This window comes from Leptolyngbya sp. 'hensonii', assembly GCF_001939115.1.
GTDB lineage: Bacteria > Cyanobacteriota > Cyanobacteriia.
Genome location: NZ_MQTZ01000065.1, coordinates 1 through 12851, shown reverse-complemented (window position 1 = coordinate 12851; position 12851 = coordinate 1). Strand labels below are relative to the sequence as shown.

6 protein-coding genes are annotated in these 12851 nt (G+C 51.9%); 4 read left to right on the top strand and 2 right to left on the bottom strand.

Features of this window, described 5'->3' with window-relative positions; genetic code table 11:
- Positions 1 to 7: 7 nt before the first annotated feature.
- Positions 8 to 5557, bottom strand: coding sequence for an ATP-binding sensor histidine kinase (locus tag BST81_RS25810; protein WP_075601388.1), 5550 nt, complete (start codon positions 5555 to 5557; stop codon positions 8 to 10).
- A gap of 206 nt (positions 5558 to 5763) precedes the next feature.
- Between BST81_RS25810 and BST81_RS25805 the strand changes: the two genes are divergently transcribed.
- The 3 genes from BST81_RS25805 to BST81_RS25795 all read left to right on the top strand — a co-directional run bounded on the left by BST81_RS25805 (position 5764) and on the right by BST81_RS25795 (position 11532).
- A complete protein-coding gene (locus BST81_RS25805) occupies positions 5764 to 7188 on the top strand; it encodes an ABC transporter substrate-binding protein (protein WP_075601387.1) in 1425 nt (474 codons plus the stop codon).
- Positions 7185 to 9800 carry a hybrid sensor histidine kinase/response regulator gene (locus BST81_RS25800; RefSeq protein ID WP_083637096.1) on the top strand — a complete coding sequence of 872 codons (2616 nt, stop codon included), beginning with the start codon at positions 7185 to 7187 and terminating at the stop codon, positions 9798 to 9800. The genes BST81_RS25805 and BST81_RS25800 overlap by 4 nt, the downstream gene beginning before the upstream one ends.
- Before the next feature lie 73 nt (positions 9801 to 9873).
- Entirely contained in the window at positions 9874 to 11532 is a 1659-nt protein-coding gene (locus BST81_RS25795; protein WP_075601385.1) for a pentapeptide repeat-containing protein, read from the top strand.
- Positions 11533 to 11556: 24 nt separating this feature from the next.
- Here the strand turns inward: BST81_RS25795 and BST81_RS28305 are convergent, their stop codons facing one another.
- The gene (locus BST81_RS28305; protein ID WP_171974855.1) at positions 11557 to 11694 is read right to left on the bottom strand and encodes a hypothetical protein; all 138 of its coding nucleotides are present in this window, start codon (positions 11692 to 11694) and stop codon (positions 11557 to 11559) included.
- Positions 11695 to 11718: 24 nt separating this feature from the next.
- On the opposite strand from BST81_RS28305, the gene BST81_RS25790 reads away from it, so the two are divergent.
- Positions 11719 to 12696, top strand: a complete 978-nt coding sequence (locus BST81_RS25790) for a HEAT repeat domain-containing protein (protein ID WP_075601384.1) — start codon at positions 11719 to 11721, stop codon at positions 12694 to 12696.
- Positions 12697 to 12851 lie beyond the last annotated feature (155 nt).

The window sequence follows — 12851 nt, the reverse complement described above, 5'->3', positions numbered from 1 at the left end:
TGCCCAATCAATTGGTGATCGGCACTTCAATCATAAACGTTGTGCCCTGATTGGGGTCGGACTGGCAGGTGAGTCGGCCTTTGTGCCGGTCCACCACAATCTGATAACTGATTGAGAGGCCCAGTCCGGTGCCACTGCCCACGGGCTTGGTGGTAAAGAAGGGGTCAAAGATTTTTTGCCGGACTTCTTCCGTCATGCCAGGACCATTGTCCACGATCTCAACTTGCACCCGATCGGGGGCAATCTGTTGGGTTGAAATGCGAATTTGAGGTGTCCGATCGGCAGGGTCTTGCCAGTTTTGCTGGTTTTCTAACGCATCAATTGCATTACTCAGAATGTTCATGAAGACCTGATTGAGCTGCCCAGCGTAGCACTCCACCAGGGGCAGATCGGCATATTCTTTAATGATTTCGATATTGGGGCTATCGGGCTTGGTTTTGAGCCGATGTTGCAAGATCATTAGCGCACTGTCAATTCCTTCGTGGATATCCACAGGCTTCATTTCGGCCTCATCCAGTCGGGAGAAATTGCGTAAACCCAGCACAATGTCTCGAATCCGATCGCTGCCCGTATTCATCGAATGGATCAACTTGGGCAGATCCTCTATGGCAAAGTCCAGATCAACCTGCTGGATCACGGCAGCAATCTTGGGATTGGGGTCAGGATACTCCTGCTGATATGCCGAAATCACCTCGAACAGATCCTGAACATATCTGCTGGTATGCACCAGATTGCCGTGAATGAAGTTGATCGGGTTGTTAATCTCGTGGGCGATACCGGCCACCAGTTGCCCCAAACTGGACATTTTCTCGGCTTGAACGAGTTGGGTCTGGGTGCGCTGCAATTCCTGCATCGCCTGTTCCAGATGCCGGGTTTTTTGATTCAGGGCCTGGGTGCGCTCAGCCACTCTTTGCTCCAGGGTAGAATTATAATCCTCCAGACGATCCTTGGCCTCGGCCAGATTCTCGTAGAGCAGGGCATTTTCCAGGGAGATGGCCGCCTGGGTAGTCAGGAGCTTGAGAATCTGCAGGCGATCGTGGGTGAAGGCTCCCCGGGTTAAGTTGTTTTCCAGGTAGAGAATGCCGACCAGTCTCCCCTGACGCCGCAAGGGAGTACAGAGGATAGCCTTGGGCTGATGCTCCAGAATGTAAGGATCATCCGCAAAGGTGGTCTCTGTCGCAACATCGTCAATCACCAGGGTTTTTAGAGTGCGGGACACATAATTGATTAGTGATCCTGGAATAGCTGGGCTGGACTGGACCGGAATTGCCTGCAAGGAGGTAATCTGTAGGGCTTCCCCCTCCTGCGGGCTGCGTTTGGCCTGGGCCTGAATCACTAAATCCTCGCCCTGACACAACATCAAGGCTCCGGTTTGGGCCCCTGCATTCTCAATCACCACCTGCATCAACCGGGTGAGCAGGTGCTCCAGTTGGATTTCGCCAGAAAGGACCTGAGAGGCTTTCAACACCGTAGCCAGATCCAGAACTTCAGAAATGCTGCTACTGGAATTGTTCGTGGTATGACCGATCGACTCAGAGGCCCCGATCGTGGTCAGTAGTTTGAGCTGATGATTCAGATCCGGGGACGTGCTGGTGCGATCGGTTGGCTTCAGCATGGCAGTCAGCAGATGAGGATACCGTTGGGCTAAGTCGGCTAATTTCGCCTGAGCCCCCCACTGTTCATAAGCCTGGTAAGCTTTCACCATATAAGCTTGCGCGATCGTCTCCTTATCCCAGGAGAGGTAGAACTTAGCCGTCAGCTCACAAATCAGGGCCTCGTCATTGAGATAGCGGAATTCCCTGGCCTGAGCATAGGCCCGATCGTACAATTCCATCGCAGCAACCCGATCGCCCAGAACCCGCTGGCGCTCAGCCTCCACCAGATCATATTTGTGGCTATGATTCATTGGAGCATGGTGAGCCCATTTCTGCAGTTTGGCCTGATTATCCGCAACTCGCTTCAGTCCCTCGCTCTGGCCCGATGGGTCAGGTGCAGCCACAGCCAGCACCGTTAACGAATCATAGAAGTAAAACATCGGCACCGAGGCAAACCCCGTTCCCCCAGTCAGATATTGCTCGGCCTTGGCTTGCAGGTCGATCGCCTGGACATAATCGCCGAACAGGTAGGAGAGAATTAGCTTATGCAAATAGAAGTAATGCAGCCCATTCAGGTTATTGGCTTCCAGGAGGGCAGGCAGAGCTGCCTCTTCATCGAAGGCTGTTCCTCGCAACAGGCAGGGATGTTCGGATTTCCCCAGTAGATTCAACGTCACTTGCCAGAAGATCTGGCAGTAGCCGAGGGAGGTCGTTTGCTGGAGGCTTTCCAGGGTATGGCTGTAGCTACCAATTTCGGATTCCAGACCGGTCAGTTCCTCGCCGATAAAATAGGAATTCTGGCAAAAATCTTTGACACAATATCCGACAAACTCTAAATTTCCCGTTTCCAGCGCAGCCTGATAGCCTTGCAATAGCAGGGGCAGGGTTTCGCGCAGGTGGGCATTGACATGAATAATAAAGGCCCCCAGAACGTAGTAGGTTCTGACATTCATGGCCTTCGAGTTGAATTTTGCACTCAACTTTAAGGCTAGTTTGCCAAACTGATCCGCTGTTTCAAAATCCTGGGTGATGCTGTTTAAGAGCAGGCTGTAGCTGGCATAGCCAAAGGCAGACAGGGGCGTATTGCCATACACAACCGATGAATTAACCAGCAACAAGATGATCAAAGGAAAGAGGGCGGGGGCAGCAATATAGGCTGCTGGAATCATACTGACAGCAATGCGATTCACGGCCTGCTGTTCTAGAGAGGTCATCAAGGGCAGGTTACTGAGATCCTCGATCGTTTTTCCTGCCAGTAGGGCTGAAGTGGCCTGAAAAGCCTGTCCAATATCTGCCGGAGTGGGTTGATCCGGGAAATGCACCTGGAACTGAGTCAGCACCTGACGGGCAGTGTCGAGTGCCGCCAGCAAGCGATTCTGAGAGGTGTAAGCCTGAATTCTCGTTTCGTAGATTTTGAGACAATCCAAGGGCGTTTTAGCCCGCTGCAGAGCCACCTCTGCCAGTTCCTCCATCTGATCGAAGCGTCCGCATAAAGAGGTGGCTACGATCGCAGCTTCATAGAGGGCCAGGGTGAAGACATACTGCCGCTGCCAGCTATTGGGTTGCAGCAATTGAATCCCGGTGGTGGCGTAGTCCACAGCAGCATTGTAGGCAGTGGTGGCGATCGCCTTTTGGGCTGCAATTAAATTCAACTGGGCCAGTTCATTGCGTTCTGCCGCCTGCCGCACCCAATCGACCCCGTAGTTCAACTGGTTGACAATCTCAAAGATGTTCTCTTCTCGCTCCCCTACCGGTGTATTGCGCAAGAGCAACTGGCCAATTTTCAGGTGGGTCACTGTTTTCTGGGCTGCTGGAATCAACCGATAGGCAGCCTGCTGCACCCGATCGTGGAGAAAGCGATATTGCAGAGATTGCTCTTCTGTGATCGATCCCTGGATCAGGCCATCGCCAGGATTAGCATCCTGAAACAGCTTGTAAATGTCGCTGCCAGGCAAGATCAACCCTGCTTGTAGGGCCTCCCATAAATCCCCAGCCGTTTCAGTGGGGGATTGACCCGAAACAAAGGCCAGGGTCTTCAGGTCAAACTGGTTGCCAATGCAGGCGGCTAGCTTCAGCATGGTCTGGGTCGCTTCTGGCAGTTTCTGCAATTGGGCTGCCATAAAATCAACCACATCCTCGGTCAGGGATTGGGCCTGAACCTGCGCCAGATCCCATTGCCAAGCCCCGGCATCAAAGTTAAAGGTAATCAACTCGCTTTCGTACAGGGCTTTCAAGAACTGATTGCTAAAGAAAGGATTACCCTTGGTTTTCGTATACACCAGTTGCGTCAGGGGATAGACCCCCTCCAGGGGTGCATGAAGGCTATCCGCCACCAGATGGTTCAGATCACCCAGGCTGAGGGGAGAGAGGGTAATAGTGTTCACTGCTGTTTTGCTTTTCTGAATCTCGTTCAGGGTCAGCATCAGCGGATGCACCGGATTGACCTCATTATCCCGGTATGCCCCAATCAGGAGCAGGTGCTGAGTTTCAGTCTCAGCCATGATCGTCTGAATTAACTTGAGGGAAGCGGAATCAGCCCACTGCAAGTCATCCAGGAAGATCACCAGGGGATGGGCGGCACTGGGAAAAACCTGAATGAACTTTTGAAATACCCAGTTCAAACGGTGCTGGGCCGAAACTGGATCTAGCACTGCCAGGGGTGGCTGTTTGCCAATCAACAGTTCCACTTCAGGGATGACCTCAATAATGACCTGCCCATTGTCTCCTATAGCTTCCAGAATTTGGGCCTGCCAGGCTTCAATGTGCTGCCGATCCTCCTTTAAGACCTGTGCCATCAAATCTTGAAATGCCTGTACCACCGCCGAGAAAGGGATATTGCGCTGGAACTGATCAAATTTGCCTTTGATGAAGTAACCCCGCTGCCGGACGATCGGCTTATGCACCTCATTGACGATCGCTGTTTTACCAATCCCGGAAAACCCTGCCACCAGAAGGATTTCGCTGCTGCCGGTGGTGATGCGATCGTAGGCCGCCAGTAGGGTGTCCACATCGGCCTGCCTGCCATAGAGTTTCTCTGACAGGGTAAAGCGATCGCAAACATCCTGCTGTCCGAGTTCAAAGACCGAGATATTTCCAGTCGCCTCCAATTGCTGCAGGCAGATCTCCAAATCATGCTTTAGCCCCAGCGCACTCTGGTAGCGATCCTCTGCGTTCTTGGCCATCAACTTGCTGACGATGGCAGACAGCGCAGGGGGAATGATCGGATTCAAACTATGAATTGAGGGGGGCTGTTTGGCCAAGTGACAGTGGATCAACTCCATGGCATCGGTGGCCTGGAAGGGCAATTGCCCGATCAGCAGCTCATAGAAAGTGACTCCCAGGGAATAAAAGTCTGTGCGGTAGTCCACGGCCCGGTTCATCCGTCCGGTTTGTTCGGGGGAGATGTAAGCGAGGGTTCCTTCCAGCACTGCAGGATTGGTCGGCACCTGGGACTCTTTGGGTAGGAGAGAGGCGATACTGAAGTCAATCAGCTTCACCTGTTGGGTTTCAGGGTTGATCAGGATATTGTCGGGCTTGATGTCTTTGTGGATGACCCGATTACGGTACAGGCCATTCAGTCCGGAGACAATCTGCAGGGCGATGCGAAGAAAATCCTGCAAACGATCGGTGGCACTGCCAGGTTCTCCCTGCCGCCACCGGCGCGTCGCTTCCTTGAGGGAAACCCCACCAAAGTCCTCCATGATGAGGGCGTAGCCATTTTTATAGGATTCCAGGCTGTAGGTCTGAACCACTTCCGGCAAATTTAGGATCTTGGCGATGGTGTACTGGTTGCGAAATTGGGCCAGTTCAGTGAAGCTGGGGTATTCATTTTGCAACACCTTAATCATGACGGGCTGCCGATCTTGCGCTCTCTGAGCTCGATAGACCAGTGTTTTAGGACTTGCGTAAATCTGCTCAAGGATTTGATAACCTGCTAGTTGCACTGTTGTAGAAGCTGCCATACCCGCCGATCGCAGTGAAAGATTAAGAATATTATTCCCATAGTTTAAAATTTTTAACAGAGGTGTGCTGTGCAGCACGATCCTGCTTGACCCATTGAATCCAGGGGAGAAAGGTTTCAAAATATCCTGCCAGCAGCAGCTTGACTTCCTACTCTCTAGAATAGAAGGGTTTATAGGTAGTTTTTTATACTAAATATTGACCCAGAATGCTGACCCGACGCCGTTTCACTCAGCTATCTTTATCTGCTTCAGGACTGGCCCTGGCTACCTGTGGCCAGCCTGTTCGACGGGGAACCGCTCCGATTAATCCAGCTTCTGAAGCCTCTGATTTACTGATCTGGTGGGAAGTCGCTTATCTACTGGAAGAGAATGAACGGATCATTCAGGTGATTCACAATTGGGAGCAGCAATCTGGTCTGAAAGTCAGCTTAAAACTGATGCCCGTGGAACTGATTCAACAGGAATTGTTCAAAAGCGTCAGCAACCCTCAAGCTTATCCGGTGCCTGACATTGTTTACTCCCTGGGGGTCGATACCAATCTGGCCCCACAACTGGCCTGGCGGGATCAGCTAACGGATCTTTCAGAGGTGATCCAGCCTGTCCAGAAGAATTACACGGCTACAGCCCTATCCCTCGTATCCTACCGCAATCAGGTGCAGAACCAGGTGCGTTACTATGCCTTACCCCTCTGGCAGTCTGACGACTACATTCACTGCTGGAGCAATCTGCTGGCAACAATAGGTCGGACGGTGCAGGATATCCCCCAGCCATGGCAAGAATTCTGGAAGTTCTGGCAGATAGCCCAGGATGAACTCAGAGCCAGGGGATATTCTGAGCTGCATGGTCTGGGACTCTGTATGTCCACCAGTGGATTTGACACCTTTACAACCCTGTCTCTGTTTCTGGATGCCTATGATGTGGTTGTGGCCGATCGACTGGGCAATTTCTTACTGGACACGGTGGACAACCGCCAGCGGTTTATTCAGGCATTAGATGAATTGACCAGTTTTTATCGGACAGGATATGTGCCCTTAGACGCTGTGGAATGGACGGGTGCTGGGAACAACACCAGTTTCCTGGAAGGCAGAATTCTCATGACCCATAATCTCACCCTCTCCATTCCGCTGACGCAACGGCTAGAACGAAATGAATTCAATCAAGATGCCGCCCAACGGTATCGCCAGATTCGAACCCTCGATCGCCCCTGGAAACCCGATGGGCAGGAAATGCTGACCCGGAAAGGAATTAAACAGGCCATTCTTCCTAAAGCAGGGAAACATCAGCAGGCGGCCAAAAGTTTTCTCACCTATCTGACCCAGCCTCAAGTTCTCAACCAATTGATTCAGGGTTTTCAGGGACGGTTGCTGCCCGTCATGCCCCAACTCCTGGGTGATCCGCTTTGGAATGACACCACAGATCCCCATTTGTCAACGGCACTGAAGATTTACAACCGTCCCAGCACAACACCCTATGAGGTCCTCCATCCCTCTTTTAGCGAGGTTCAAAGCCAGCAAATCTGGGCCAAAATTGTGCTCAAAGTGATTCAAGAAAAGGTATCCCCGGCTGCTGCTGTTGATTGGGGGATTGCCCAAATCAGACAAATTTGGGGAGTTTGGGAGGGCAATCCATGAGACTCCGACGCGGCAAGAGCCTGCTAACACAACTGGTCAGTTATTTCTCCGTGATATCTATAGTGACTATTACGGGTGCAGCGCTCGGAACCTATTTTCAGGCCCGGAATGCCCTGGAGAGGGAAGGAATCAACCGCTTAACCACGGCAGTTAACTTTAAGTCTTTCCAACTGGATGGATGGTTAGATAATCAACTACGGGACATTCTCCTGATTGCTCAACAGGTGGAAATCCAGCAGTCGGTTAACATCTTGCTCACCTCTGACCCAGCTCAACCCAACTATCAGCGAGCGCACCAGGCCCTGAGCAAACATGTCCGTAGTTTAATCGCTATCAAGCCCAATCTGCGATCGATTCGCATTACCCGTAATAGTGGCTTTGTCGTCTTTGCTTCCGATGATCCCCAACTGGAGGGAAAATTTCGTCCCCTAGGGTATCCCACCAGCTATTTTTCCCGTCAGGGGATTGAAGCGGTTGTCCCCACGTTCTACCTTTCACCCGTAACCAAAAAGGCAACCATCACTTTTGCCACACCCATCCTGAATGCCAAAGGGACCAGAATGGCGGCTCTGATTGTGGATTTGAACCTGGATGAACTGGACAGATTGGTGCGAGATAATGCTGGCAGTGAAGAAACCGCTGAAATTTATCTGGTGGGTAGAGCCGTTACCAAAACGATTCTGATTTCGGGCCAGTCCGGGGACGATCGACAACAAAAACAAGCTGCTACAGGAATTCACAGTTACGGCATTGATCAGGCGATCGCCCAAACCAATGGGTTTGGCCTGTATCACAACTACAGGAATGTTCCAGTCCTAGGGGTTTATCGCTGGTTGCCGGAGGCAAATCTGGCGCTGCTGGCAGAAACAGACCAGACTCAGGCTTTTGAACCAGCACGCCATTTAGCCAGGAGCATTCTCCTGATTGGGTTTCTAGCTGCCGGTTTGCTAATCCTTGCAGTCTATTTACTCTCACGCCGGATCACCCAGCCGATCGCAGCCATCAGCAAAGCAGCGGCCCGTCTGGCCGAGGGAGATCTGACCCAAACTGTGCCTGTTCTGACTGATGATGAAGTGGGCAGCCTGGCCCGCACCTTTAATCAAATGGCAAGTCAATTGAAATTGGCCTTTGAGACACTAGAGCAGCGGGTGGCCGATCGTACCGGTGAACTGGAAAAGGCCAAAGAGCAGGCCGAAGTGGCCAGTCACTCCAAAAGCCAATTCCTGGCCAATATGAGCCATGAACTCCGCACCCCACTCAACGGTATTCTGGGCTATGCACAGATTCTGCAACGGGCTCAAGACCTGAATGTGCACCGCCAGAGTGTCAAAGTTATTGAGCAGTGTGGCACCCATCTGCTGATGCTGATCAACGATATTCTTGATCTCGCCAAAATTGAAGCTCAGAAGATGGACCTGTACCCGCAGGACTTTAATCTTGTCCCATTTATCCATGAGGTGGTAGACATTGCGCGCATCCCCGCCCAGCAAAAAGGGATCCGCTTTCTGTATCAGGAAGCTTCCAACTTACCGGATGTCATCTGTGCTGATGAGAAGCGTCTACGTCAGGTGCTGCTGAATCTGCTAGGTAATGCCATTAAGTTCACGCACCAGGGTTGTGTCACCTTCACCGTTGAGATCCGAAAACAACAACCCATCGCCTCCCTGTCTCATTGTCAGTTGCGGTTTTCTATTCAAGATACGGGTATAGGTATCCCTACCGATCGCCTGGAGATCATCTTCCAGGCTTTTGAACAGGTGAACGCTGCCTCACAACGGACTGAAGGAACCGGTCTGGGGCTGGCGATCAGTCAGCAGATTATCAAGCTGATGGGGAGCCAGATTCGGGTCAGTAGCGTTCTCAACCAGGGCAGTACCTTCTGGTTTGATCTGGATCTGGCTCTGGTAGATCATCGGGCAACGCTCAAGGTAGCTCCCCGGCCCGACAGAATTACAGGCTATCAGGGGCAGATTCGTCGGATCCTGATTGTGGAAGACCAGGAAGTGAACCGGGCCATGATCCTTGAGATGTTGCAGGGCATTGGCTTTGTCTGCATTGAGGCCAGTAATGGTGAAATCGGGTTGCACCAGGCGATCGAGGAACAGCCGGATCTGATCATTGTGGACCTGGTCATGCCGGTTATGGATGGCTTTGAGTTTACGCGCCGGTTGCGGGCCATGGCAGCATTTCAGACCATACCCATCATTGCCTCCAGTGCCAGCGTTCTGGCTGGGGATCAGATCAATAGTCTGAATGCCGGTTGTAATGAATTTTTACCCAAGCCGATCGATCTCAACCGATTGCTGACTTGTCTGCAAAAGTATTTAAACCTGGATTGGATTTACCAGGCTGATCCCCCAATCGAGGTGGATGATGCCGGTTTGTGGGTTGTGCCCCCAGTGGCAGAACTGGCAGAACTGTATCAGGCTGCCACAACGGGTGATATCGGGAAGATTCAGGTAGAAGCAGAACGACTCCAACAAGATGCCCGTTATCATCCCTTTGGGAGCAAGGTTTTGGAACTGGCAGAGGGTTATGATACGGGCGCGATCCTCGAACTGATGGAGCCGTTCCAGGGGGAATTGGCTAAACAAAAGGACAATCTTAATTAAGCACTAAAGGAGGAATATTATAAAATCGATGAGGTAGTGCAAGCAAAATTTGATCGGGAATGCCTAAGTACCCATGAATTCCCCTAAATTGGATCGGTCTGTCCTAACCTATCATTCAGAGGTGCGGTTAAGGACGATCGTCTCGCTCGACGTGTGTTCCTCGACTGCAGCAACGTATCAGAACGAACAGGAAACCCTGAACCAAATTCAGCAGGACTATTCCTTCATCAGGAACTTGTGCCAGACCCTGGATGGGGAGGTGATCGCCTCGATGGGAGATGGGTTGTTGTTGTCCTTTTCCAATAATCAAAATGCGCTGGTCTGTGTTGCCCAGTTTCAGCAATGGGTTCTGGCCAGGGCTCAACACCCAGGCTCCCTTGCCTATCGAACTGGCATTCATCTGGGAGAAGTTCAGATCGGGGCTGAATTAAATGCCAAGGTCAGGCTGATTGCAGATAAATTGCAGCACCTTGCAGCACCGGGCGGCATTTGTTTATCGCGGGCAGTGTGTGATTCCATCCGGCCTAAAGTTAAGGTTGCATTGCATGATGGAGGACTGCATTCCATCGCAGGTCTGGCTTATGCCATGCGGCTTTATCACCTCCCACCTCAAATCCTGGCTGATCCAACATTCTCCGTCCCTGCTCCCACCGCTGCAACCCATTCATCCCGGTTAACCACCGTCATTTTCACCGCTATTCAAGGTTATGAAGAGAAGTTGCTCTGTAACCAGCAACAATTACAGGACTGTGCCCGACGTGATTTTCTGGTGATGACGCAGCGCTATCGATCGCTGCAGCGACAGATCATCAAAACGATGGGCAGTGGTCTCCTCCTGACCTTCCAGAGTGCCGTTCAGGCCATGACCTGGGCGATGAACATTCAGACACTCTTGCAGCAGCAGGCAGAAAGCCTTCCCCCAGAGCAGGTGCTGCATCATCAAATTGGTATTCATTTAGGCGATGTCGAACTGATTCAGCAAGATATTGCCGGTCATGCCGTTAACCTGACTGCTCGTTTGACTGCCTACGCGCCACCCGGTGGCATTTGTTTTTCCAGTGCGGTGTACGACAGTGTGGACGCAACCCTATCCTTACCAATCACCCACAGCGATGGCCAAATGGTTGAAGTGAAAGGAATTCCCCATCCCTTGAGGGTGTATCCTCTGGCCCTCTCGCAAACAGAACTTCAGAAACTTAAATCTAAGCGTCAGAGTTCAGCCCCTCTGGAACCTATGGGACCAGCAAAAACCCAGACCATAACCTGTGCCACATCTGATGAGTTAGTCAGAGCATACCGGGAGGGGCATCGGAACTTTTCCGGGCAATGCTTAAAAGCATTTAATTTGCCCAGAGCACACCTGGTCAAAGCTAACTTAAGCCAATGTAAGCTGCAAGAAGTTAACCTACATGCAGCTAATTTAATGAATGCTGATGTAAGCCGATCGGATCTGGTGAGGGCTGATCTATCCGGGGCAAATCTGAACCAGATTTATGGCAATTATGCTAACTTTGCGGGTGCGAATCTGGCCAAAGCTCAGCTCAAGCACGCTCACTTATCTAACACTAACTTAAAAGGAGCGAATCTCTGTGGCGCTGATTTAACGGGTGCAAAAATTGATGCTATTCAGCTCTCTCAAGCGGTTGTTGATGACGAGACGGTTTACCCGGACGGAAAAACCCGCGTCCACAGAAACCCACTGAAGCGTCTCTGGCGATCGCCCCATGCCTAACTCCAATACTGGTGTTGTATCAGGCTAACGGGTAGAATCGCAACGGTAGTTCATGACCGCGATCGGGGTGAGTCTGACTTCTGCCTGACCCGCAGTGGAAGCAAAGCCTGGTTTGCCCTTCCGTTTGGCCCAGGTTGAGATTTCAGACCCACGCAACGTCATCGTGAAATTCTGGTGGGATTAAGAATGGCCAAGTCTCGCAAGGCAGAAGAATTAACAGCGGCACTGAAGCAAATTCGAAACGAGCCGACCTCAGAATTAGGGCTAGCCATACTGCAGCAAATTCTGGGCAGCAAATATCCGATCGTCATAGCCCAGGCCGCCCAACTCATGGGGGAGTTTGAAATTCACGCCTTGATGCCCGATCTGGTGGCCGCCTTCAACCGATTGATGTTGCAGGCGAAAGACAGTGATCCAGGGTGTCAGGCCAAGCAGGCGATCGCAGAAACCCTTTACCGATTAAACTCCAGCAACGAAGACCTGTTTCTGCAAGGTATTCGCCATGTGCAGAAGGAACCCATTTGGGGCGGGCAGGTGGATACTGCTCCCAGTTTGCGTAGCACCTGCGCCCTGGGCCTGGTGAGAATGAACTATCCTCTGGTCATGGTTGAGCTGGCGGATTTGCTGGCCGATCCAGAATCAGAGGCCCGCATTGGAGCAGCCAGGGCGATCGCTTACTGTGGCGATGAACGGGGGGTGCCCCTGTTACGCTTACGGGTAAAGGTTGGGGATACCCCCCCAGTTCTCTCCGAATGCCTGATTGCCCTGCTCAAACTGGATCCTACCCCCTCTCTTCCCCTGGTCAAAGACCTGTTATATTCTCGCCAAGATGAGCAGGGGGAAATTGCAGAAGCCGTCGCACTGGCCCTGGGTGAATCCAGGCTACCAGCAGCTTTTCCCGTTCTACGGGACTGGTGGCAACAGATGCGCCACCCGGAGGTGCGAAAAACAGGATTACTGGCGATCGCAACCTTACGGCAAGATCAGGCGATGGCCTTCCTGCTGTCTCTTGTCGCAGAGGGGCATCTGAACGATGCGAAGGACGCCCTACAGGCAATCAGCATTTATCGTCAGGACGCTTCCCTGTGGCATCAGGTGCAGCAGATTGTTGCCCAACGAAATGATGCCGTCTTACTGGCCCTAGCCGAAAGGGTTGTCAAATAATCGGTTGTTGATTCGACCACCAAGCCCCTGGCCTTTCTAGAGATAACGGACAAGAGTTTGCGGTTTCATGACACCTGGCAGCTTACTGCCGACGATCGCGAAGCTTACCAGACACCCCTCCCTCGCACCCACACACCCCTCCCTCGCACCCACWC

What these genes read in the sequence shown, in the direction of transcription:
- BST81_RS25810 (WP_075601388.1), bottom strand. Translation starts at nt 5,557, where the DNA reads ATGGCAGCTTCTACAACAGTGCAACTAGCAGGTTATCAAATCCTTGAG.
- BST81_RS25805 (WP_075601387.1), top strand. Translation starts at nt 5,764, where the DNA reads ATGCTGACCCGACGCCGTTTCACTCAGCTATCTTTATCTGCTTCAGGA.
- BST81_RS25800 (WP_083637096.1), top strand. Translation starts at nt 7,185, where the DNA reads ATGAGACTCCGACGCGGCAAGAGCCTGCTAACACAACTGGTCAGTTAT.
- BST81_RS25795 (WP_075601385.1), top strand. Translation starts at nt 9,874, where the DNA reads ATGAATTCCCCTAAATTGGATCGGTCTGTCCTAACCTATCATTCAGAG.
- BST81_RS28305 (WP_171974855.1), bottom strand. Translation starts at nt 11,694, where the DNA reads ATGACGTTGCGTGGGTCTGAAATCTCAACCTGGGCCAAACGGAAGGGC.
- BST81_RS25790 (WP_075601384.1), top strand. Translation starts at nt 11,719, where the DNA reads ATGGCCAAGTCTCGCAAGGCAGAAGAATTAACAGCGGCACTGAAGCAA.